22 protein-coding genes are annotated in these 23177 nt (G+C 59.6%); 12 read left to right on the top strand and 10 right to left on the bottom strand.

Annotation, left to right across the window (positions count from 1 at the left end; all coding sequences use genetic code 11):
• A partial coding sequence (locus tag F451_RS26345; RefSeq protein WP_020683708.1) for an ATP-binding cassette domain-containing protein occupies positions 1–597 on the top strand: 597 nt, incomplete at its 5' end.
• A gap of 669 nt (positions 598–1266) precedes the next feature.
• On the opposite strand, the gene F451_RS0122635 is transcribed toward F451_RS26345, so the two are convergent.
• Positions 1267–1710, bottom strand: coding sequence for a DNA polymerase III subunit chi (locus tag F451_RS0122635; RefSeq protein WP_020683706.1), 444 nt, complete (start codon positions 1708–1710; stop codon positions 1267–1269).
• On the bottom strand, positions 1700–3208 hold the full coding sequence (locus tag F451_RS0122630; protein WP_020683705.1) for a leucyl aminopeptidase: 1509 nt from the start codon (positions 3206–3208) through the stop codon (positions 1700–1702). Before F451_RS0122630 ends, F451_RS0122635 begins: the two co-directional genes overlap by 11 nt.
• A gap of 240 nt (positions 3209–3448) precedes the next feature.
• Between F451_RS0122630 and lptF the strand changes: the two genes are divergently transcribed.
• Entirely contained in the window at positions 3449–4558 is a 1110-nt protein-coding gene (gene lptF / locus F451_RS0122625; RefSeq protein ID WP_020683704.1) for an LPS export ABC transporter permease LptF, read from the top strand.
• Positions 4555–5616 carry an LPS export ABC transporter permease LptG gene (gene lptG, locus F451_RS0122620; RefSeq protein ID WP_020683703.1) on the top strand — a complete coding sequence of 354 codons (1062 nt, stop codon included), beginning with the start codon at positions 4555–4557 and terminating at the stop codon, positions 5614–5616. Before lptF ends, lptG begins: the two co-directional genes overlap by 4 nt.
• Before the next feature lie 80 nt (positions 5617–5696).
• Here the strand turns inward: lptG and F451_RS0122615 are convergent, their stop codons facing one another.
• The 3 genes from F451_RS0122615 to gloA all read right to left on the bottom strand — a co-directional run bounded on the left by F451_RS0122615 (position 5697) and on the right by gloA (position 7639).
• Positions 5697–6146 (bottom strand): RDD family protein, encoded by a 450-nt coding sequence (locus F451_RS0122615; protein ID WP_020683702.1) that lies wholly within the window; start codon positions 6144–6146, stop codon positions 5697–5699.
• 88 nt (positions 6147–6234) lie between these two features.
• Positions 6235–7041, bottom strand: a complete 807-nt coding sequence (locus F451_RS0122610; protein WP_020683701.1) for a tetratricopeptide repeat protein — start codon at positions 7039–7041, stop codon at positions 6235–6237.
• A gap of 205 nt (positions 7042–7246) precedes the next feature.
• The gene (gene gloA, locus F451_RS0122605; RefSeq protein ID WP_020683700.1) at positions 7247–7639 is read right to left on the bottom strand and encodes a lactoylglutathione lyase; all 393 of its coding nucleotides are present in this window, start codon (positions 7637–7639) and stop codon (positions 7247–7249) included.
• A gap of 172 nt (positions 7640–7811) precedes the next feature.
• Here gloA and F451_RS0122600 point away from each other — a divergent pair, with 172 nt between their 5' ends.
• Together F451_RS0122600 and fldB are read left to right on the top strand one after the other, a co-directional pair.
• The gene (locus F451_RS0122600) at positions 7812–8147 is read left to right on the top strand and encodes a phasin family protein (protein WP_020683699.1); all 336 of its coding nucleotides are present in this window, start codon (positions 7812–7814) and stop codon (positions 8145–8147) included.
• A gap of 89 nt (positions 8148–8236) precedes the next feature.
• Entirely contained in the window at positions 8237–8773 is a 537-nt protein-coding gene (gene fldB / locus F451_RS0122595; protein ID WP_020683698.1) for a flavodoxin FldB, read from the top strand.
• Here the strand turns inward: fldB and F451_RS26340 are convergent.
• Positions 8731–9975, bottom strand: a complete 1245-nt coding sequence (locus F451_RS26340; protein ID WP_020683697.1) for an MFS transporter — start codon at positions 9973–9975, stop codon at positions 8731–8733. The genes fldB and F451_RS26340 overlap by 43 nt on opposite strands.
• Positions 9975–11525: a sodium:proton antiporter NhaD gene (nhaD, locus tag F451_RS0122585; RefSeq protein WP_020683696.1), complete on the bottom strand. Its 1551-nt coding sequence runs from the start codon at positions 11523–11525 to the stop codon at positions 9975–9977. Before nhaD ends, F451_RS26340 begins: the two co-directional genes overlap by 1 nt.
• A 307-nt stretch (positions 11526–11832) precedes the next feature.
• Between nhaD and prfB the strand changes: the two genes are divergently transcribed.
• The 5 genes from prfB (at position 11833) to F451_RS0122560 (ending at position 16595) form a co-directional block, all read left to right on the top strand.
• Positions 11833–12927 (top strand): peptide chain release factor 2, encoded by a 1095-nt coding sequence (prfB, locus tag F451_RS0122580; RefSeq protein ID WP_020683695.1) that lies wholly within the window; start codon positions 11833–11835, stop codon positions 12925–12927.
• Positions 12928–13003: 76 nt separating this feature from the next.
• Positions 13004–14512, top strand: coding sequence for a lysine--tRNA ligase (lysS, locus tag F451_RS0122575; RefSeq protein WP_020683694.1), 1509 nt, complete (start codon positions 13004–13006; stop codon positions 14510–14512).
• A gap of 24 nt (positions 14513–14536) precedes the next feature.
• A complete protein-coding gene (locus F451_RS0122570) occupies positions 14537–14983 on the top strand; it encodes a hypothetical protein (RefSeq protein WP_020683693.1) in 447 nt (148 codons plus the stop codon).
• A 37-nt stretch (positions 14984–15020) separates the two neighbouring features.
• The gene (ung, locus tag F451_RS0122565; RefSeq protein ID WP_026291990.1) at positions 15021–15710 is read left to right on the top strand and encodes a uracil-DNA glycosylase; all 690 of its coding nucleotides are present in this window, start codon (positions 15021–15023) and stop codon (positions 15708–15710) included.
• 171 nt (positions 15711–15881) lie between these two features.
• A complete protein-coding gene (locus F451_RS0122560) occupies positions 15882–16595 on the top strand; it encodes a GntR family transcriptional regulator (RefSeq protein WP_020683691.1) in 714 nt (237 codons plus the stop codon).
• 118 nt (positions 16596–16713) lie between these two features.
• Here the strand turns inward: F451_RS0122560 and F451_RS0122555 are convergent, their stop codons facing one another.
• The 3 genes from F451_RS0122555 to F451_RS0122545 are packed head-to-tail and all read right to left on the bottom strand — an operon-like array spanning position 16714 to position 19519.
• Positions 16714–18018: a TRAP transporter large permease gene (locus tag F451_RS0122555; RefSeq protein WP_020683690.1), complete on the bottom strand. Its 1305-nt coding sequence runs from the start codon at positions 18016–18018 to the stop codon at positions 16714–16716.
• Positions 18018–18527, bottom strand: coding sequence for a TRAP transporter small permease subunit (locus tag F451_RS26335; RefSeq protein WP_020683689.1), 510 nt, complete (start codon positions 18525–18527; stop codon positions 18018–18020). Before F451_RS26335 ends, F451_RS0122555 begins: the two co-directional genes overlap by 1 nt.
• Complete coding sequence (locus F451_RS0122545) at positions 18524–19519, bottom strand: TRAP transporter substrate-binding protein (RefSeq protein ID WP_020683688.1); 996 nt, start codon at positions 19517–19519, stop codon at positions 18524–18526. The genes F451_RS26335 and F451_RS0122545 overlap by 4 nt, the downstream gene beginning before the upstream one ends.
• Before the next feature lie 776 nt (positions 19520–20295).
• Between F451_RS0122545 and F451_RS0122540 the strand changes: the two genes are divergently transcribed.
• Positions 20296–21747 (top strand): NCS1 family nucleobase:cation symporter-1, encoded by a 1452-nt coding sequence (locus F451_RS0122540; RefSeq protein ID WP_020683687.1) that lies wholly within the window; start codon positions 20296–20298, stop codon positions 21745–21747.
• 676 nt (positions 21748–22423) lie between these two features.
• Positions 22424–23170 (top strand): aspartate/glutamate racemase family protein, encoded by a 747-nt coding sequence (locus F451_RS0122525; protein WP_020683684.1) that lies wholly within the window; start codon positions 22424–22426, stop codon positions 23168–23170.
• The last annotated feature ends 7 nt before the right edge of the window (positions 23171–23177 follow it).

Genomic DNA, 23177 nt, shown 5'->3' with positions numbered 1-23177 from the left:
GACGGCCAGCCGATCAACTTCAAGAGCCCGATGGATGCGCGGGCAATGGGTATCGAAACCGTGTACCAGAATCTGGCGGTATCGCCGTCACTGGATATCGCAGATAACATGTACCTGGGGCGCGAACGTCGCCGCCCCGGCATCCTGGGCTCGGTATTTCGCATGCTCGACAAAAAAGGCATGCATGATGACGCCAAGGCCAAATTGGCGGAACTCGGCCTTCTGACCATTCAGAATATGAACCAGGCCGTGGAAACCCTGTCCGGCGGGCAGCGCCAGGGCGTTGCCGTGGCCCGTGCAGCCGCCTTTGCCCGCCATGTGGTCATCATGGATGAGCCGACTGCGGCACTGGGGGTCAAGGAGTCGCGTCGTGTACTGAACCTGATCAACGACGTACGCGCCAAGGGGCTGCCCGTCATCCTGATCAGCCATAACATGCCGCATGTATTCGAGGTGGCCGACCGGATTCATATCCATCGCCTCGGCAAACGCATCGCGATTGTCAAACCCGATACCCATACCATGTCCGAGGCCGTCGCCATCATGACCGGCGCACTGGACCCTAACGATCATCCGGCCGGCGCCTACGTGGCCTGATTGCTAGCAGCCTGTCGGGTTTAACACTGATCTACTGCGGAAAAGCCGAATTTGGTTATCTCTTGTTCTCTTTTTGACTCGTCGCAGGCTCCTCGGTCTGCGACCCCGCTAAAGCGGTTCTTTACTCTGCGTTCCAAGTGTTGAATAGAACCACTTTTCACAAACTACATCCCTGTAGCTTGCCCTGCGGGCCGCTATCGCTGTGTAAATCGACAATCCTGCCGATTTATCACCTCAAAAGAGCTCAAAAACCAACTTAAACCGGTCTTTCCCTCGCTACGACCGGCCAAGCCCGACAGGCTGCCAGATCGACGTCTTCATCAGCGATAAGGTACAGCTTATTCTGCTGTCAGCGGCTGATCACGACGGCATAGCCCCTGCCGTGCGCCGTGCTCAGGACGCCGGCATCCGCGTGATTGCGGTTGATGTGTCGGCATGACGAGCTTCGGCGAGTCGACGCCAGCCGAGGCACTGTTGCGTCACTTCGGCTTTACCGTCGAGCGCGTCGTCGAGACGGCGCGGACGGTACTGGCACAGCAGCGGATGGCCTGATCATGTATCTGGGCATTGATTGGGGACCCGGAGGTCAAGGTGGTCATTCTCGATGCCGAACAGGCGACGATCCGCGGCGCGGGATGCATGCCCGTGCGTTGATCAGCACCCCCAGCGCTATTTGGCGGGTTGGCGCATGTCGGTGCGGTGCAGCTCCAGGCCATGTTCCTTGCACAGGCGGTAGTTGCTGCGACTGGCGGCGAGTATGGCCTCATCCTGTACCACGATCTCGACGATACGCCGGAACTGCAACGCTTCTGGCGGCAGTTCGAGCCCAAGGTTGACGTAGACATCGCGGTGCGCGGGCAACTCGCCACCCCAGCCGATGGTAATCGGCGCCTCGGGCGTTGCACCCTGCAGAGCGTGGGGTACGAAGCTGTCCGGTCGCCAGGACCAGAGCTGTTCGTCGAGCCGGTTGGCGCGGATTTCGTCCGGCACCTGGACAAACACCTGCAGCCCGAGGCCGAGAATTTTCTCGCTCAGGCGGCAGAAAAACTGCTGGCGGCCATCCTCGCCGGATGTCGCCAGGATATAGAAGTCAGCGCGGTTTTTAGTGCTCATGCTCGCTGTCTTCGATCTGGTCCAGCAGGTACTGGCTCAGCAGGGGTACGCAACGTCCGGATGCGCCCTTTTCCTTGCCCTTGCTGTTCCAGGCCACACCGGCGATATCCAGGTGAGCCCAGCGCAGGTTTTTGGTGAAACGGGACAGGAAGCAGGCCGCCGTAATGGTGCCGGCAGGCGGACCGCCAATGTTGGCGATGTCGGCAAAGTTGGAATCCAGCTGTTCCTGGTACTCATCCCACAGCGGCAGGCGCCAGGCACGGTCGGCGGCAAACTCGCCGGCTTCCAGCAGCTCGTTGGCCAGGTCGTCATCGTTGGCCAGCAGGCCCGAGGCGTGGTTGCCCAGTGCAACGATGCAGGCGCCGGTCAGGGTGGCGATATCCACCACGGTTTTGGGCTTGAAGCGCTCGGAGTAGGTCAGCGCATCGCACAGCACCAGGCGGCCTTCGGCGTCGGTGTTGAGCACCTCGACTGTCTGTCCCGACATGGTGGTGATGACGTCGCCCGGCTTGGTGGCACGCCCACTGGGCATGTTCTCGGCCGCGGCGATGATGCCGACCACGTTGATCGGCAGTGCCATCTCGGCCACCGCGTTCATGGTACCCAGCACGCTGGCAGCACCGCACATGTCGAATTTCATTTCATCCATGCCGGCGCCGGGTTTCAGGCTGATGCCGCCGGTGTCGAAGGTGATGCCCTTGCCCACCAGGGCGTAAGGCTGGGCGTCGGGATCGGCGGCGCCCTTGTATTCCATCACAATCAGCTTGGACGGCTGATCGCTGCCATGGCCGACCGACAGCAGCGAGTGCATGCCGAGCTTTTCCATTTCCGACTCGTCCAGCACCTGGGTGCTGACGCTGTCGTACTCGTCGCCCAGGCGAATGGCCTGCTGGGCCAGGTAGGTGGGGGTGCAGATATTGCCCGGCAGGTTGCCGACATCCCGTGCTACCGATACGCCATTGGCGATGGCGACGCCGTCGACCAGGGCATGTTCACCGGTCTCGACATCATCGTCGGCCAGCAGGATATGCAGGTGATCCAGTTGCAGCGGATCGGCCTTCTTGCTCTTGGTTTCGTCGTACTGGTAGAGCTCGGCGGTGCCCCATTCCACCAGTTGGCGGGTCTGGCGATACAGGTCGTTTTGTTGCGTGGCCGGGACATCCAGGGCGAACAGGACGCTGGTCGCGCGGATGCTCTTGATGCTGGCGAAGGCAGCCTTGACGAGCTTGCGGTAGCTGCGTTCGTTGCGCTCATCGCTCTTGCCCAGGCCCAGCAACAGCACGCGCTTGGCGGCAACACCCGGTACCCTGTGCAGCAACAGGCTTTCGGCCAGCTTGCCCTGGATATCGCCACCGCCAAGAATGTCGCTCAGGTAGCCGTTACTGGCGCTGTCCAGACTGGCAGCGGCAGGGGTCAGGACGTTGTCGGCTTCGACACCGACGATCAGCAGTTCCGTTTCCAGCGCCGCGATGGCGCCACTTACAATCTCGAAATCCATGATGGCTCCAAACAAGACTTTAAAGTCGTATTTATGGATAATGCCGCAGCACCCCAAAGTGCATTGCACTATAAACTATTTAAAACTATTTGAATTCATTGAACTTAGGAACCGCTGACTTATTCGCCGGCGGAGCCCGTCACGCCAACGGATCTGCCTGCGTCTGAACGCGCGACCCCTGGCTTGCATCGGACCCTGCGAATGCACCAGCCTTTCCTGTGACCGACAGGGTAAAGCGTCTTGATCGTTTTCCGATACCTGACCCGCGAAGTACTGATCAGCACCTCTGCGGTAAGCATAATCCTGCTGATGATCATCGTAAGCGGGCGCTTTATCAAGTACCTCGGCGATGCGGCGGCGGGCAAGCTGGCGCCTGAATTGCTGAGCCAGATGCTGCTTTATCGCCTGCCGGGCTTTCTGGAACTGATCCTGCCCCTGGGCCTCTTTCTGGGGGTGCTGCTGGCCTTTGGCCGCCTGTATCTGGAAAGCGAAATGGTGGTGTTGCGGGCCTGTGGCATCAGCCAGCGGCGACTGGTGCTCTATGCAATGGGGCCGGCGGCGCTGGTGGCGCTGGTGGTGGGGCTGCTGAGCACGCAGTTGTCGCCACTGGGCGCACAGCGCACGGCGGACCTGTACGTGCAGCGGGACAACGTCAACGCCTTCGATATCCTGGTGCCGGGGCGCTTCCAGCCGTTGCCGGGCGGTAACCGCGTCACCTATACCGAGTCGCTGAATGCGGCAGCCGGCGGTCTGGAGCGGCTGTTTATTTCCGACAGCACTGCAGGCGGAGCGCCGGTGGTGGTGCTGGCTGAACACGGCTATCGCTACGATTCCCCGGACAACGAGCGCTTCCTGGTGTTGCAGAATGGCGTGCGCTATGAAGGCGTGCCCGGGGATGCCAATTACCGTCGTATCGAGTACGGCGAGTACGGTGTGCGCCTGCCGGACACCGGTGCCCAGGGGCGCAAGTCCAATCTTGAGGCGACGTCGACGCTGGGGTTGCTGGCCGATGGCAGCAACGCGGCCATGGCCCAGTTCCACTGGAGACTGTCGCTGCCGGTGCTGGCGCTGGTGGTGACGTTGCTGGCGGTACCGATGAGCCGTACCAATCCGCGCCAGGGCCGCTTTGCCAAGCTGATTCCCTCCATCCTGCTGTATCTGCTGTATCTGACGCTGCTGGGAGCGGCCCGCGGCGCGGTGGAAGATGGCAAGGCACCGGGCATCAGTCTGTGGCTGGTGCACGGTGGCTTTCTGGCACTGGCCCTGAATCTGATTTTTGCCGAACACTTCTGGGAGCGGGTGGGACAACGCTTGCCGAGTCTGTCGAGTCTTACGCGGGGGCGCACATGAAAAAGCTCGACTGGTATATCGCCCAGCACGTGGTGGGCGCGATTATGGTGGTGATGCTGGTTGTGGTGGGGCTCGACCTGCTGTTCTCGCTGGTGGATGAGATGGACTCCTTTAACGAGCGCTACGATATGCTCGAGGCCCTCATTTACCTGGGCATGACGACACCGCGACGGATCTATGAATTTCTGCCGCTGAGTTGCCTGGTGGGCTGCCTGATCGGGCTGGGCATGCTGGCCTCCCACAGTGAGCTGACGGTCATGCGTGCCTCGGGTGTATCCACCGGTCGTATCGTTGGCACCGTGATGAAGCCGGTGCTGGTGCTGGTGCTGACGGCACTGCTGCTGGGCGAATATGTAGTACCCAAAACCGAGCAGATCGCCCAGAGCCGCAGGGCCCTGGTGCAGTCCGGTGGCGAGGCGCTGCAGTCGCGTTTCGGGGTCTGGCACCGCGAGGGTGACAGCTTCATCCATATCAACGCCGTACAGCCGGGTGGCGTGATCTTCGGTGTGACGCGCTACGGGCTGGACGGGAATCGCGACCTGGTCAGTGCCAGCTATGCGCGCCGCGGCGAGTTCATAGACAATGCCTGGCAGCTGGAAGACATCCGTGAAACCCGCTTTCTGGGTGACCATACCGAGGTGCAGGAGCGCGCGAGTGAAGTCTGGACCACCGGTCTGACGCCCACCCTGCTGTCGGTAATCGTGGTGGAACCGGTGGATCTCTCCATTACCGGCCTGAAGGCATTTTCGACCTACCTGAGCGAGCAGGGGCTGAGCAACGCGGACTATCAGCTGGCGTTCTGGAGCAAGGTGCTGCAGCCGCTGTCGATACTGGCACTGGTGCTGATCGGAATTTCGTTTATCTTCGGGCCGCTGCGCAGCGTGACGGTGGGTCAGCGCCTGATCGTGGGCATCCTGGTGGGCCTTACCTTCAAGTTCGCCCAGGATATGATGGGGCCGGCCAGCAGCGTGTACGGCTTTGCGCCCTGGCTGGCTGTCCTGGTGCCCATCCTGATATGCGCAGGGTTGGGCGGCTGGATGTTGCAGCGGGCAAAATAGATCTTCAGGTACAAGGTGAAAGGGGCAGGATGAAAAATGTCCTTTCACCTTTCACCTTTCACCTTGCTGCTTAATCTCTTTTACGTCTTCTTCAGCTTTTCCAGCTGTACCACGCGGGTGTCCGAGATGCGGTCATTCCAGCTGAGTTTTTCATCGTTCAGCAGTATCCACCAGTAACCGGCACCGAGCAGCAGTAAAGAGGGGATGGCAACCAGGAAGCGAATCAGCGCTTGGGTCCAGTTGATGCGCCCGCCGGCGGTGGTTTCGACGCGCAGGTTCCACGCCATCATGCCAAGGGTCTGGCCACTGCGGGTCCAGAAGTAGGCAAAGAACAGATAGCAGGAAACAAACAGCACCGAATTGAACAGCGGACCTTCTACCGCTTCGCCGTGATTGATTGCCACGGCGATGCCGCCCAATACCATCCAGAGTGCGATGACCAGCAGGCTGTCATACAGCATGGCCAGCAGCCGGCGTACCAGCGGCGCGGGCCGAATGGCCGTGCGGTTGTTGGAAAAGGGGATATGCATGACGTCTCCGGGAAAGTTCCTGCCGGCCGACACCGGGTCGCATCGCTGGGCAATGCGGCCTGATGCCGGACAGGAGCCTGGGGGCAGGTTACTTGAAAGGGCGCACGTACTGGTCGAGGTACTTCTCGGCCAGCGTCTTGGCGGCCTGGGTCTGTGTCTCGTCAAGTTTCATCAGCAGGCGTTTTTCGATGGCCGCAGCGGTGGCGTTGCCCAGCTGTGCGGAGTTGTGCATCCAGGCGTACGCAATCACGTTGGTATCGGTACTGTGATCCAGGCCGTGGTCGTTGGAGTACAGGGTGCCGAGAAAAAACATCGCATCCATGTGCCCCTGTTTGGCGGCTTCGCGATACCAGAGTTCTGCTTCGGTAAAGTTCTGCTCCACGCCGGTGCCGAAGTTGTAGCAGCGGCCGATGTTATGCTGCGCCGCCACCAGCTTCTGCTCGGCCGCACGCAGGTACCAGCTGTAGGCCATGCTGGGGTCGCGCTCAATGCCGTAACCGAACTCGTACATTTCGCCAAGGCGGTTCTGGGCAGTGGCGTCGCCGGCTTCGGCGTTTTTCTGCACGGTTTCCAGTTCCTTGCGGTATTCGAGGTTTTTCAGCCTGCGCAGGCCGTTCACGCTTTCCAGGTGACCCTGGTTGGCACCGCGCTTGAACAGGGCGGCGGCCTTGTCGAGATCCTTGTTCACGCCCCAGCCGTTTTCATACATCTGCCCAAGCATGTTCAGTGCGTCCGGCACACCTTCCTTGCTCAGGGGTTCCAGGGCGTCGAGCGCTGCACTGTAATCCTTGTTTTCAAAGGCGCGGCTGGCCTGGCCCAGGTCTGCCGCCAACAGTGGTGTGTTGTACAGGCCCAGTATCAGGCCGGCGGCTGCAAGGAGTGTTCGTTTACTCATTGGAAAGGGTGCTCCCTAGGATCGCTGGGGTACTTCAAAATTCAGAATGGCGGCCATTATAGCGGCGCACAGCCGTGGATAAAACGTGCACAGGCGAAGCTGGGTCAATGTCGCCAGCAATGAACCCTGAAACACGGAGGGGAAACAAGGTAAAAAGACCGGTGCACAGGGCTGCGCACCGGTGTTCGGTGGCTAGCGTTAGACGTTAGTCCAGGCGCTTGCGGTCCAGCAGCTCGATCATGTAGCCGTCCGGGTCCTTGACGAAGGCCAGTATGCTGTTGCCGCCTTTCATGGGGCCGGCTTCGCGTACCACCTGGCCACCCTTGGTCTTGATGCTGTCACAGGCCTCATAGACATCATCGACTTCAATGGCGATGTGACCGTAGGCGGTACCCAGCTCGTAGCTGGTGATGTCCCAGTTGTGCGTCAGCTCGAGTGCAGTCGTTTCGGATTCATCGCCGTAGCCGAGGAAGGCCAGGGTGAACTTGCCTTCCGGGTAGTCCTTGCGACGCAGCAGTCGCATGCCCATCAGCTCGGTATAGAAGGAGATTGACTTCTGCAGGTCGGTGACCCGCAACATGGTGTGTAATATACGCATAACCACTCCTGATTGGTCGGCTGGGTCTGACGCTAATGCCACACTGAGCTTGCCCAATGCCGATTCGAGTGCTGTATTATAGAGACTTGTGAGGATTCATCGTATTAATTCCTCAGCGAGCATCTTCCAGGCTTCCAGTATTATTGTTCCTGTCTCACATAGGGTGACCGTTATGTTTCAAGAATTTACCAAGCAATTCGGCTCGTCAATGGAACCGTTCAAGGATCTTGTCAATATCCAGACCAAAATGCTTGAGGAACTGACCCGCCAGCAGATGGAGTGCACCAAGTCCTGCATCGAGGCGACGATTCAGCAGACGCGGGAAATGCAGAAATGCCAGAACGCGACGGATCTGCTGGAACTGCAGAAAGCCTACGCCAAGGAACTGGAAGATACCCTGCGCAGCGTGGGCGAACAGAACCTCAAAGCGCTGCAGGAAGCACGCACCGCCATCGAAAAGATTACCCAGAGCAGCCTCGAGGCCTTTAACCAAAGCCAATCGAAGTAAGGCGCACTGTGCTCTGACCCTGTCGCAGCCCCTGGGCTGCGGCATCGCTGCTGTTGTTTTTCCCGCCTGTATTCTTGATCCGGATTTTGATGATTGCACCTATTGGGCTGTTCTACGGCTCCACGACGGGTAACACGGCGTCTGTTGCCGAGCGTATCGCGCAGCTTGCAGGCCCCGGCCTGATTGACCTGCACGATATTGCCGCTACGGCTCTGGCCGGGCTGGATGAATACGATTACCTGATTTTCGGTATTTCCACCTGGGACTTTGGCGAGCAGCAGCTGGACTGGCAAGAGTTTTGGCCCGAGCTGGACGCGCTTAATTTGCGCGGGCGTCACTGTGCGCTGTTCGGACTGGGAGACCAGCTGGGGTATTCGCAATGGTATCTCGATGCCATGGGCTTGCTGCATGAGCGGCTGCAGCGCTGCGGTGCCCGCTTTGTCGGCACCTGGCCCAATAGCGATGAGTACGACTTCGAGGCTTCGCTGGCGCTGAACGCCGATGGCCGCAGTTTTGTCGGGCTGGCGCTGGATGAAGACAGCCAGCGCAGCGAAACGGATGCCCGGCTTGCGACCTGGCTGCCTCAGGTGCTGGCCGAGTTTGGCTTGGCGGGCCTGTCCGTCTGAGGGCGCCACACGCCCAGGCCATACCAGAGCAGCCCCGCGGCTGGAATCAGGGCGGCGATGCCAAAGGCAACCCTGTAGGCCTCGGCCGGATACTGGCCGGCGTCATTTGCGGGCCACAGCTGAATAATGCCCCCCAGACCCCATTGCATGACAAAGGCGCAGATAAAAATGCCCAGGTTCAGGCTGGTGCTCACACGGCCGCTCTGGCTGGGTGGAAACTGCTGTGTCAGGCTCGCGAACATCAGGGTTCCGGAGGTTCCAAAAAAGCCCAGCAAGGTCCAGAGCAGCAGGTTGGGTGCGCCGCGATCAAACTGTATCAGCACCAGCAGGCATACAAAGGCGCCGATGCCACTGAGGCTCAGGTTGCGCGGCGTCACGCCGAGGTGCTGCAGGCGGTCGGCGATAAGCCCCAGCAGCAGGAAGCCTGCCACCATGCCGGCGGCACAGACAAAGAGCACGTCGGCAGTATCGTTGCTGGACAGCAGCATCACATCCCGCAGCCAGGCGCCGATCCAGAGTGACTGCAAGGCGATGAAGCTGGACTGGGCCAGTACGCTGGCAGGCGCCACGCGGTAGAAACGCGGGTCTAGCATGATCTGCCCTACGGATAGCCTGGCCGGCGCGGGCTGGGCTGAGTCCGGCGTGACTGGCCTTTTGGGTACCAGCAGCCAGAGCAGCGCGGACACCAGCAGGCATAGCAACGCCATGCCAAGAAAAAGCCCCCGCCAGCTGGTGTAGCCCAGCAACCATTCCACCGGTGAGGTCGCTGCCAGGGCGCCCAGCCCGCCACAGGCCAGTTGCAGGCCGTTGACCAGTGGCAGACGTGCCGGCGGCAGCCAGATGACATAAGCCTTGAACGCGGCCATCAGGCAGGCCGATACGCCGATGCCGATCAGGCCGCGTCCAATCAGCAGCTCAAGCGCCGAGTCCGCCCGGGCGAAAACCAGGCTGCCGGCCGCGGCAAAAAGCAGCAGTGCGGCGGCGAGCTTGCGCACTTCGATGCGATCGAGCAGCACGCCCAGGGGAACCTGGCAGGCGGCAAAGGTTAGAAAGTAACTGCTGGAAATCAGTCCCAGGGTGGCGGCATCCAGCTGCAGTTCTGCGGTCAGGGCCGGGGCCACGACGGCACTGATGACCCGGAACAGGTAGGACAGGAAATAGCCCAGGGCGAAGGGTACGAACAGCCGGACAAGTGTCTGCATCAGATGCCGCTTATCCACAGGTGACACAGCACGCTCAGGCCGTAGCCCAGGGCGATGGCCCAGCACCAGCGCAGGTGGCTCATGAAGGTATAGACGCCGTGGGCCTGACCCATCAGGGCAATGCCTGCGGCCGAGCCGATCGACAGCAGCGAACCGCCGACACCGGCGGTGAGGGTCACCAGCAGCCACTGGGCCAGGTCCATGTCCGGCGCCATGCGCAGTACCGCCAGCATGACCGGAATGTTGTCGATCACCGCCGAGAGTACCCCGACAGCAATATTGGCCAGCGTGGGCCCCAGGGTGCCATAGACATGCTCGGAGGCCAGGCTCAGGTAACCCAGTTGTGCCAGGCCACCCACGGCGAGCACCACGCCGTAGAAGAACATCAGTGTGTCCCAGGAGGCGCGCTCCACCACGTGGAAGATGTCAAAGCGGCGCACCACGTCGGTGTGATCGCCCTGCGAGGGTTCCATGCTGGCGATGTTTTCCGCCTGGTGCTGGCTCAGGTGGCCGGCATCGCGCAGCGCAGGCTCGCGCCGGGCCAGCCAGTAGCCGTAGAGTTTCAGGATGCCAAGACCGGTCATCATGCCCAGTGCTGGGCTCAGGTGCAGGCGGCTGTTGATCAGCACCGAGCTGATGATGGTGCACAGGAAGATGCCGATAATGGGCAGGGCGCCACGGCGCATATATGTATGGCCGTTCTGGTCGGAGGCCGGCGGTGCCTGTTCTACCACCCGGTACATGAGCAGCGCCGGCACCAGCCAGTTGACCAGCGAGGGCAGAAACAGCCGGCCAAATTCGTTGAACGGCACCAGGCCCTCCTGCCAGACCATCAGCGTCGTGATGTCGCCAAATGGGCTGAAGGCGCCGCCGGCATTGGCGGCAATCACGATGTTGATGCTGCCCACCGTCACGAATTGGCGATTGCCGTTGCCCACGGCCAGCACGACGGCGCCCATCAGCAGGGCGGTGGACAGGTTGTCGGCCACCGGTGAGAGTGCGAAGGCCAGGGCACCGGTAATCCAGTACACCTGGCGCAGGCTGAACTGGCGCACAATCAGCCAGGTGCGCAGTGCGCCGAAAACCTGGCGTTCCTCCAGCGTGGTGACAAAGGTCATCGCCGCCAGCAGGAAGAGAAACATCTCGGCGTATTCGAGAATGTTGTGCTGCAGCGCCGGGCCGGCTGTTTCGGTGTCGCCATGCACGGCATAGGCGACGCCTGTCAGCAGCCAGATCAGGCCGGCCGCGGCAATCATGGGCTTGGATTTGCGCAGCAGAAAAAACTCTTCGCCGATGACAAAGATGTAGGCCAGTACAAAGATCAGGATGGCCAGTACGCCGTACAGGCTGGTGGTGAGATCAGGCACCGCGCCCGCAGAAACGGTGGAGGCCAGCGCAGGCGCAGCACCCAGCAGGCTGCACAGGCCCACTAACCCCAGCAACAACCCCAGCGGCGTTGCCCGCAGGCTCGCCGGACCCGCTGACACCTGCGCAGAGGCGAAATCACGCGGGCGCAAGGCGGTGGTTTTTTTTGTGTTGCTCGGTTCCATCTGGCGCTCCCGTCCACTGGTACTGTCATTGCCGCGCTGTGTCGCAAGCCCGTGTCGCTCACATGGGTGGAAAGTATACTTCCAAAATAAGCAGTTAGCTGTGTTTAGACGTGCCGCAGATCCCGCTCGGGGCATCGCTTTAGGGGGCTGCCGCCCGAGAATATCCCACATCGCTATCGCGCTGCGGGACCCTTTTGAGGGCCAGATTGGCTGTGCGGTTGCCTGCGACCGTAAAGATCATTTAAAGCCACCGGCGGATCGGTTAAAATACCGCCCTTTTCTAATCTGCGAGTATCGAACGCAAGCGATGGAAATCAACCCGATCATCAACGCCCTGAAGGATATCGGCGAGCGCGCCGGCTCCCTGCGTGTATATCTCGACTATGACGTCAAGAAAGAACGTCTGGAAGAGGTGGAGCGCGAACTTGAATCTCCCTCTGTGTGGGATGATCCTGCCAACGCCCAGAAACTGGGCCGCGAGCGCGCGCAGCTCGAAGACGTGGTGCAGACCCTGGATGCGCTGAAAAGCGGCGCGGCCGATGCCCGCGAACTGCTGGACATGGCCGTAGAGGAAGACGACGAAGACACCGTCGCCGAGGTCGAGAAGGAAGTGGCTGCGCTGGTTGCGCGCCTGGAAACCCTCGAGTTCCGTCGCATGTTCTCCGGCGAAGCCGATATCAACAACGCGTTTCTGGATATCCAGTCCGGCTCCGGCGGCACCGAGGCGCAGGACTGGGCCAACATCATGCTGCGCATGTTCCTGCGCTGGGGTGAAGACAAGGGCTTCAAGACCGAGCTGGTCGAAGTCTCCGAAGGTGACGTGGCGGGTATCAAGAGTGCCACTATCCGTTTCGAGGGCGAGTACGCCTTTGGCTGGCTGCGTACCGAAACCGGCGTACACCGCCTGGTGCGCAAGTCGCCGTTCGATTCCGGCGGTCGCCGCCATACGTCCTTTGCGTCCGTTTTCGTGTCGCCTGAAATCGACGACAACGTCGAGATCGACATCAACCCGGCCGACCTGCGCGTGGATGTGTACCGTGCCTCGGGTGCCGGTGGTCAGCACGTCAACCGGACCGAGTCGGCGGTGCGTATCACCCATGTGCCGACCAACACGGTCGTGCAGTGCCAGAGCCAGCGCTCGCAGCACCAGAACAAGGATTTCTGTATGAAGCAGCTGCGCTCCAAGCTGTATGAGCTCGAAATGCTCAAACGCTCGGAAGCGGCGCAGGCGCTGGAAGACTCCAAGGCCGATATCGGCTGGGGCAGCCAGATCCGCTCCTACGTGCTGGATGACAGCCGCATCAAGGATCTGCGTACCGGTGTGCAAACATCGAACTGCGACCGTGTGCTGGATGGCGATCTGGACATGTTTATTGAAGCCAGCCTCAAGGCCGGTTTATAACGCAGGCCCAGGGCCCGCTCCCCGCGGGCCGGCCCGATAGACCCGTATTCAACGTTTTACAGACCAAGGTTCCCCGATGTCCGAGACTACCCCAGCCGCCGCGCAAGACGAAAACCGCCTGATTGCCGAGCGCCGCGAAAAACTCAATGGCCTGCGCGAACAGGGCAATGCCTTCCCCAACGACTTCCGCCGCGACAGCTATGCGCAGGACCTGCAGCAGGCCTACGGCGAGAAGACCAAGGAAGAGCTGGAAGCGCTGGGATATCGGGTGTCGGTTGCCGGGCGCGTGATGCTCAACCGCGGTGCCTTTATCGTGCTGCAGGACATGACCGGCCGCATCCAGCTGTACGTCAACAAGGCGGCACGGCCGTTTGCCAAAACGCTGGATCTGGGCGACATCGTTGCCATCAACGGCGTGTTGCACAAGTCCGGCAAGGGCGACCTGTTTGTCGACATGGAAAACTGCCAGCTGCTGACCAAGAGCCTGCGTCCGCTGCCCGACAAGCACAAGGGGCTGCAGGACACCGAAATGCGCTACCGTCAGCGCTATGTCGACCTGATCACCAACGAGCAGTCGCGCCGGGTGTTCGAAGTGCGCTCGGGCATCGTGTCCGGTATTCGCCGCTTCCTGACCGAGCGCCGCTTCCTGGAAGTCGAGACGCCGATGCTGCAGGCCATTCCCGGCGGCGCGTCGGCCCGTCCGTTCGTGACGCACCACAATGCACTGGATATCGGCATGTACCTGCGTATCGCGCCGGAGCTGTACCTCAAGCGGCTGGTGGTGGGCGGCTTCGAGCGGGTGTTCGAGATCAACCGCAACTTCCGCAACGAAGGGCTGTCCACGCGGCACAACCCCGAGTTCACCATGATCGAGTTCTACCAGGCCTATGCCGACTACAAGGACCTGATGGACCTGACCGAAGACATGCTGCGCAGCGTTGCGCAGGAAGTGCTCGGCACCACGACCCTGGTGAATACCGTACGCAACGAAGACGGCGAGGTGCTGGAGCGCTTCGAATACGACCTGTCCAAGCCGTTCACCCGGCTGTCGGTGTTCGACTCCATCCTGCACTACAACCCGGATATCACCGCTGCCGCCCTGGCCGATGACTTTGCCGCGCGCCAGATCGCGCAGCGTCTGGACATCAACGTCAAGGACAGCTGGGGTCTGGGCAAGGTGCAGATCGAGATCTTTGAAAAGACGGTCGAGCACCGCCTGGATCAGCCGACCTTCATTACCGAGTATCCGACCGAAGTCAGCCCGCTGGCGCGTCGCAACGATGCAAACCCCTTCGTCACCGACCGCTTCGAGTTCTTCGTCGGCGGCCGCGAGCTGGCCAACGGCTTCTCCGAGTTGAACGATGCGGAAGACCAGGCCGAGCGCTTCCGCGCCCAGGTGGCCGAGAAGGACGCCGGGGATGACGAAGCCATGCATTACGATGCCGACTACATCAATGCGCTGGAATACGGCCTGCCGCCGACCGCGGGCGAGGGCATCGGTATCGACCGCCTGGTGATGCTGTTCACCGATTCGCCGTCGATCCGCGATGTCATCCTGTTCCCGGCCATGCGCCCGCGTCTGTAAATACAGCCGCGTTTTCGCCTGAATATGGCTGCATCGAGCCTGCTGTTCCCGTCGCCCTCGCGCAGGGTGCCGGGCAAGCGCTACCTCAACATCGCGCTGCGCAGCCTGCACCTGGTGGGGGTTGCGGGCCTTGCGGGCCACTTCCTCTATCAGTTGCCAACAGCGCAATGGCTCGGCTTTCTATGGCTGGGCTTTGGTGCAGGGCTGGCCATGGTGCTGATCGAGCTCTACTGCGATGGCATCTGGCTGCTGCAGCTGCGGGGTCAGGCCATCATGCTGAAAGTGCTGCTGCTGGGGCTCGTACTGCCCTGGCCTGCACTGCTGGCGCCGGTGTTTGTGCTGGCCATTTTGATATCGGGCTTTTTCGCCCATGCCCCCGGTCATTTGCGTTACTACTCGATCTACCATGGTCGCGTGGTGAAGGCCTTGCGCGATGCCAATGGCGCCATCAAGGATAGTGGACAACTCTGATATGCCCATGCAATGGCTCACCCCCGACAACAGGCAGATGCAACTGTCGCTGCAGCCAGACTGGCAGGCATTGCTCGGCCCTGAGCTGGAAAAGCCCTACATGCAGGCGCTGCAGCGCTTTCTGCAGACTGAGCTGCAACAGGGGAAAGTTATCTATCCGGCGCCCGCGAACTGGCTGCATGCACTCCAGGCCACCTCGCTGGACCAGGTGAAAGTGGTGATTCTGGGGCAGGACCCCTACCATCAGCCGGGTCAGGCGCACGGCCTCAGTTTCTCAGTACAGCCCGGCGTGAAGCTGCCGCCGTCCCTGCGTAACATCTACAAGGAATTGCAGGCGGATCTTGGCATCACGCCGGCACAGCATGGCTGCCTCGAAAGCTGGGCACGCCAGGGCGTGCTGTTGCTCAATGCTGTACTCACGGTGGAGCAGGGGCTGGCGGCTTCCCATCAAGGCCGGGGCTGGGAGGTATTTACCGATCGGGTGATTCACGCCATCAATGAGCACTGCCGTGATGTGGTGTTCATGTTATGGGGTAGTTATGCCCAGAAGAAGGGTGCTTTTATCGATACCGAGCGTCACCTTGTGCTGAAGGCGCCGCACCCATCGCCGCTGGCGGCGCATCGGGGGTTCTTTGGCTGTCGGCATTTTAGCCAGGCCAACGCTTTCCTGAAGGCGCGGGGCCGTACGCCGATTAACTGGCAGCTACCCGAGTCAGACGCGGACTGAAACCGGCTTCTGTTCAGAGCCTGCTGGCAAAGCTGTGCGATAATGCAAAGCAGAGATTGTGTTACAGCATGATTCTCGGGCATTGTTGAATATTGTGTAGACTCATAATGTCACCGCTATCGTGCAATGACTGCCGGTGGCGTACTTGCTTCAAGACCTTTGAAAAGAGCCATGACCAAAACCAGCATTCGTAAAAATGATACCAAGCCCGGCGCAGACGCAGTATACGATCGTATCTGGTCTGCCATCATGGAGCGCAAGCTTCAGCCGGGTACCCGCCTCAAGGAAGAGGACCTGTGTGAGGTTTTCCAGACCAGTCGTGGCGGTATTCGTAAGGTGCTGCAGCGTCTTGCGCACCATAACCTGGTCAATCTGGTTCCCAACAGCGGGGCCTATGTCGCCAAGGCGACGGTGAAAGAGGCGCGGGAGGTTTTTCAGGCCCGGCGCCTGATTGAGACCGAGCTGGTGCGCGAGCTGGCGTTGAATTTCTCCAGCGACAAGCAGCGCGCCCTGGACGAGCATGTCGAGCTGGAAGAGCAGGCACACCGCGAGGGTAACCTGAATCGGCGTATTCGCCTGTCCGGCGAGTTCCACCTGAAGATCGGTGAGCTGGCAGACAAGCCCGTATTGAACCAGTTTTTGCGCGAAATCATTTCCCGAACCTCACTGATTATTGCCCAGTACCAGCGAGCCAGTGCCCGCCACGCTGAGCAGACCGCGGCCCATCCCTGCTGCGAGCACCGGGGCTTGATCGAGGCATTCGCCCAGCAGGATGCAGCGCGGGCGGTGGAGCTGATGATCGAGCACCTTGACCACCTGGAAGAGCAGCTCGACCTTACCTCCGGCAGCCACAGCGCTATCGACCTGCAAAGCATTTTCAGCTGATCCGTCTGCGCCACGTCTTGTGGCGTCTGCTGTTGTTTTGTCGTCTGCCGGTATGGGAATACTCGAAGGGGAAAGGCGCCAGGAGCAAGAGACTGAATCTCTCGCTCCTGAACGGGGTTTAACCCGTGAGTTTATGCGGTAACCACAGGGCGATTTCCGGAAAAATACTCACCAGAAGTGCGGCAACGCACATCAGCAAAAAGAACGGAATGGCGGAATAGGCAACACGGCCAATACGCTCCCCGGTCAATCCCTGCAGGACGAAGAGGTTGAAGCCAACCGGTGGTGTGATTTGGCCCAGTTCGACCATTATGACCAGGAAGACCCCGAACCATAGTGGATCAAAACCCCCCAGGATAACGATGGGCAGCGTGATCGGCAGGCTCATGACCGTAATCGATATACCATCCAGAAACAGTCCCAGCACAATATAGAACAGTGCCAGAGCCAGAAGCAGCATGGCGGGCGACAGCTCAAGGCTGGCGATATAGCTGGCCAGCTCGCGCGGCAGGTGCAGATATCCCATTGCGGTTGATAGCAACGCTGCGGCTACCAGAATACTGCACACCATGGTGGCACTCAGTACGGTACCCGCCAAGGCTTCGCGAAACATGTTCCAGCTGAGTTGCCGCTCACAGCCTAGCAATACCAGGGTCGCGGCCACACCCACCGCTGCCGCTTCCGACGGGGTGGCGACCCCGCTGTAGATGGATCCCATCACCAGCGCAATCAGCAGCAGTACCGGGCTAAGCAGCCACAGGCTTTGCAAAAACGTAGCCGTGACATCGACACTGCGAGGTGCCTTGTGCGGTTGCTTCAGGGTAATCGCCACGATGTAGCCGGAGTACAGCAGGGCGATCAGAATGCCAGGAAGTACGCCCGCCATGAACAACTGGCTGATAGAAACCTCTGCCTGCACCCCGTATACGATCATCACGATGGACGGCGGAATCAGCAGCCCCAAACTGCCGGCACCGGCCAGCGAGCCGATGGACAGGTTGCGATCATAGCCGCGTCGAGCCAGCTCCGTCGTTGTAATCTTCCCAATGGTGGCCGTCGTGGCGGCGCTTGAACCACTGACCGCTGCAAAGAGGGCGCAGCCCACAACATTGGTGTGCAAAATTCCGCCGGGCACTCGATTTGTCCAGGGTTCCAGCCCGCGAAACAGTCGCTCGGAAATATTGGAGCGAAAAATAAGTTCCCCCATAAAAATAAACAGTGGAATGGCCGACAGCTCCCACGAGCTGCCGGCGCGGAACAGAATACGGCTCAGAATCAGTCCGGCGCGATCCAGGCTGAAATCCCCGAGCCAGACAAGTGATCCCAGGGCAACAATGACCAGCCCTGCAAACACCCAGGTACCCAGCCCCAGTACAAGCAGGATCAGGCTTATAACCCCGACAGCAACCATCACGGTATCCATCAGTTCACTCCTGAATGGGTGGGCAGGGAGCGCTCCGTAACCAGGTGTAACGCGCGGGACAGCAGCGTGAGGCAAAGCAGCAGCATGCCTATCAGCACCATTCCCTCTGGAATCCAGAGGGGGGTTTCAGCGAGTGTTTCACTCATCGTTCCGCGTTGATAACTGCGCCAGACATTCTGACCCCAGAACCAGGCAAGCCAGGCAAAGGCCGCCAATGCCGCCAGGGTCGACGCCAGGTCCGGCAGCCAGTGCCACCGGACCGGCATGCGGTCCAGTAACACATTCACGCGTACCAGCGAGCCGCGCTCAAGTGCATACCCCAGCCCCAGGAACGTCATGGTCGCCACGGCATAACCGATGAACTCATCCAGCACAAAGGTCGAGGTGCCGAACAGGCGCATAACGATTTCGAGCAGGATGTGTCCGGTGATGTAGACAATCAGCAACATCGCCAGCAGTCCCGCCAGCCGGTTGACCGGGCGAATACAGCGACAGAGCCGGCGGATCATTGTGTGTTGCCGCTTTTCTCAAACTGGGTCAGGATGATTTGTCCGCGTTCACCGACCGCTTCCAGCCATTGGGCAATGGCAGGTTTGGCCGCGATTTTGAGCGATGCTGAAAGTTCGTCAGAGACCGGATTCTGGATCGTTACGCCATGCTCGTTGAGGTCCTTGTAGTTTTCGCTCACACGAGAACGCACCTCCAGCCAGTTATGTTCATCTGTTTGTTTGGCTGCTTGCAAAACGGCTTGCTGCTGCGCCTGATCGAGGGCGTCGAACTCGTCCTTGTTCATGTGCACCATATTGAGCGGTACGGCGTACTGAATGGCGCTGTAGTTGTTCAGATGTTCCCAAAAACTTCCATTAGCGCCGGCTTCTGCCGATGTCAGGACGGCTTCAATACCGCCTGTCGATAGCTGTGGCACCACATCGGCCCATGAAAGCTTAACCGGTGAAGCGCCTGCTTCACGCAGCGTAATGGTGCCGTTCTTGTCATAGGTGCGAATTTTCAGATTCTGCAAATCCGAGGGCGTGTTCACCTGTTTTTTGGCCCAGATACCGCTGGCAGGCCAAGGGGATGCGTAGAGCAATACCTGGTTGTTATCCGCAAACACCTGCTCGTAGTACGGACGCGCTATTTTATAGAGCGCTTCAGCTTCATCTTCGTTTTCCGCCAGGAATGGCAGTGAGGAGAGCAGGAAAATAGGGTCAATACCGCTGAGCGTTCCTGCCAGGGTGTCGGCAATCTGAATGGCATTGTCCGAGACGGCATAAAAGTGATCAGCAGACTTGAAACCCAGGGCTCCGCCGGTGTGGAGCGTAATGCTGACCTCGTCCTGGGTCAGTTCTTTCACCTGCTCAATAAAATACAGGTCGCCTTCAGCGTGAATGGAGCTGGCGTTGTATTCATTGGAGAAATCCATGCGGGTTTGTGCATGGGACGCGAGGGGCATCATGCTTGTGAGGGCGAAGAGGGCGGCGGCAACAGGCTTTAAATTCATGATCTTCCATCTCATTCCTTTAGGTAGATCAAGCAGTATCCTCTGCCAATGGAACGTGGCGCTGTTCAGGGAGCGACCTTGTGATAGTTTGCAACGACCGGTTTCTGCTATTTAGCGACATAAGGGGAACGGTGGTGCTGAATAGCGGTGAGAATGAAGCCGATCATTGATTCGAGCTTTCCCTGTGCCCTCGCGTATCACTGACCTGAAAAGCATTTTCAGCCGATTCTTCTGTACCAGACCCACAGCGCCCGTTACACCATTGAGGAGCCGGCGCTGGGGTTGTCGCTGTTGAGCCGGTGTCTGATGTTCGGAAGACGCTTCGTGTGCTTTTTGTTAACGCTTTAATTCACAGAATCATGAATTGTTTGCGTTGGAGGCGCCTGCCAGTCCTGGTGTTGCACTGCCTTGGCAAGAATGTTCGACGTACGGGATCTGATGGCCCATTCTTCTTATTTCGCGCAACATCCTCGATTTAGGTCTTATCGTACCGATATCTGTTTGATTCTACTGGACCCTCCCGTGCTGTAGCAGGGTGATCGGTCGTATGAAGCAGGTTCCGGCTATGAATAATTGTTAACAATTGTGTTCACAAATTTGTTTTAAAATGTTCTCGGTTGTGTTCTATTTGGATTGTAAATGTTTATGTTTGAAATCCTTTTGAGGCCGAATAGTCAAGGATGATGGCTTATTGGCACTGTGTCGGCATGGACTGGCCGGGCTGTTCATCAGCCCACAGACGCAGGTGCTGTTTCTAACAAGAACGGTGGAACACCATGCGCGAAAATCTAACAATTAAAAAAATCGATAGCAGTCTTCACAATGAGGACCTGGCCCCTATTCCGGTTGAAAAGCGGACCTGGGGCTGGTTCGAAATCTTCAATGTCTGGTCCAACGATATTCAGAGCCTGTTTGGCTATACGCTGGCCGCGTCGCTCTTTATTACCTACGGCCTGAATGGCTGGGCGGTGTTTGCCGCCATCATCCTGGCGGGCTTTATCGTCATGGGGCTGGTGAATCTTTCAGGCAAGCCCAGCGTACGCTATGGCATTCCCTATCCGGTGATGGCGCGCGCCAGCATGGGGGTTCGTGGTGCCAACTTTCCGGCGGTTATCCGCGGTATCGTCGCCATCTTCTGGTATGGCGTGCAGACCTACTTCGCGTCCACGGCCATTGCGCTGCTGATCAATACCCTTTTCACTATTGAAAGTACGGCGACTTTCCTCGGCATGACCGCCGTCGACTGGACCGCCTTTGTGCTGGTCTGGCTGTTCCAGATTGTCCTGTTCTGGCAGGGCATTGACTGGATTACCCGCTTCCTTAACTGGGCCGGCCCGCTGGTGTACCTGGTGATGTTCGCGCTGCTGGCCGTGATCTGGTACAAGGCGGGCGGCGGTCTGCTGGATGCCGTGGGCACTATCTTCAGTGGCGCTTCGGATTATACGGGCAGCAGCTTCTCTGCTTTTGTTGCCATTGTCGGCACCATGATTGCCTATTTCGCTGCGGTGGTGATTAATTTCGGCGACTTCTCGCGCTTTGTGCGCAGCGAGGCCGACATGAAGAAAGGCAACCTGCTGGGGCTGCCGGTCAGCCTGGCAGTGTTCTCCTTTATTGCGCTGTTTGTCACCGCCGGCACCGTGGTGCTGTTTGGTGAAGCGCTGACCAACCCGACCGATATCATTGCGCGGGTGGATAACACCTTCCTGACCGTAATCGCCGCCATCACCTTCTTTGCCGCGACTATCGGCATCAACCTGGTGGCCAACTTCGTACCGCCTGCCTATGACATTGCCAACCTGGCGCCGAGCAAGATCAACTTTCGTACCGGCGGTCTGATTGCCGCCGTGATCGCGTTCTTTATCGGCGGTCTCTGGGTGTCGGTGGTCAGCCAGATCGGCATCGCCGGCTTCGTCGATACCCTGGGTGCGGTGCTGGCACCGGTTTACGGCATCATGATTGTGGATTACTACCTTATTCGCGGCGGCAACCTGGATATCCAGGATCTGTTCTCGGCCGACCCCGAGGGTGCCTACTACTTTGACGGTGGCTGGAACAAGAAGGCCATCATGGGCTTCTCTGTCGCCGGTATCTTCTCTATCGGTACCGTCTGGGTACCTGCGCTTGAAGCGCTGTCTGGCTACGGCTGGGTGATCGGTGCGCTGCTCGGCGGTGTCATTCACTGGGTGCTGATGCGCGGCAGCGTTGTCGTGGTGCCGCAACAGGCCTGATACAAGGCTGCACAGTCTTCTTCCTCCTCTTGGGCCCGCCGTAATGCGGGCCCTTTTTTTTATGTACAGGATGTACGTATGCCGCGGGCGCAGGGATGCGCACGACTACATGGATGTAGGAGGTAGGGCGACGCAGGATGCCAAAGCCGAAGAGCGGCGAGGTACAGGACGTCAAAGCCGGAGTGCGGTTGGGTAGGTTGGGCGCAGCCCAACAATGGGTCGGTCGATTGATGGGCTTCGCTGCGCTGCGCCACATCCTACGTGTGGTGAATAAGAGCGGCGAGGTACAGGACGTCAAAGCCGGAGCGCGGCCGGGTAGGTACGGGGCAGCCCAACACTGGGTTGCTCGATTGATGGGCTTCACTGCGCTGCGCCACATCCTGCGTGTGGTGAGCAAGATCGACGCAGGATGCCAAAGCCGGAGTGCGGTTGGGTAGGTTGGGGGCAGCCCAACAATGGGTTGCTTGGTTGGTGGGCTTCGCTGCGCTGCGCCACATCCTACGTGTGGTGCACGACTACATGGATGTAGGAGGTAGGGCGACGCAGGATGCCAAAGCCGAAGCGCGGCTCTTAACCGGGACTCAAACGGGTGCAAAAATAACTCATAACTAAAAATATTGAATTATGAATTCAATAATGACAGTATCATTGAAAAACACCCGCTAAAGGGGCACCTATGAAAATCCTTTTGCTTAACCCCAATACATCTGAAGTCCTCACCACTCAGCTCACCGAAGTGGCAGCGCGTTATGCCGCGGCGGGCACCGAGATTATTCCTGCGACTGGCGCATACGGTGTGCCCTATATCGCCAACCGGGCCGAGGCGGTGATCGGCGCGAGCGCGGCGCTGGACATTCTTGCGCAGCAGCATGAACAGGTGGATGGAGCGATTCTTGCTGCATTTGGTGATCCCGGGCTCGGTGCGGCGCGGGAGCTGTTCGATATTCCCATCGTGGGTCTGGCCGAGGCGGGCATGCTGACCGCCTGCATGCTGGGCAAGAAATTCGCCATCGTGACCTTTTCCACCGCGCTGGGCGCCTGGTACCAGGAATGTGTGGAATGGAATCAGCTGCAGGATCGCTGCTGCGCCATTCGCATGCTGGATCAGCCATTCAAGTCGATTGGCGGGGTGCGCGAAGAGAAGGAAGACCTGCTGGCCGAATTGGCGCTGGCCGCAGTGCAGGAGGATGGCGCCGACGTGATCGTGCTGGCCGGTGCGCCGTTGTCGGGTTTGGCGGATCGCATCCGTCACCGCGTGCCGGTACCGATGATCGACTGCTGTGCCGCTGCCATCAAGCAGATCGAGGGGCTCGTCAGCCTTAACCTCAAGGCGCCGGAAACCGGTACCTATCGCCGTCCCGGCGCCAAGGATACTCGAGGGCTCAGTGCTGCGCTGGCGGCCCGCATCGAGCACCGCAGCTGATGAATGA

Origin of the sequence: Marinobacterium rhizophilum DSM 18822 (assembly GCF_000378045.1) — a bacterium.
GTDB lineage: Bacteria > Pseudomonadota > Gammaproteobacteria > Pseudomonadales > Balneatricaceae > Marinobacterium_A > Marinobacterium_A rhizophilum.
Note: the sequence above shows the minus strand (reverse complement) of the source record. Positions and strands in the feature narration are given on the sequence as shown.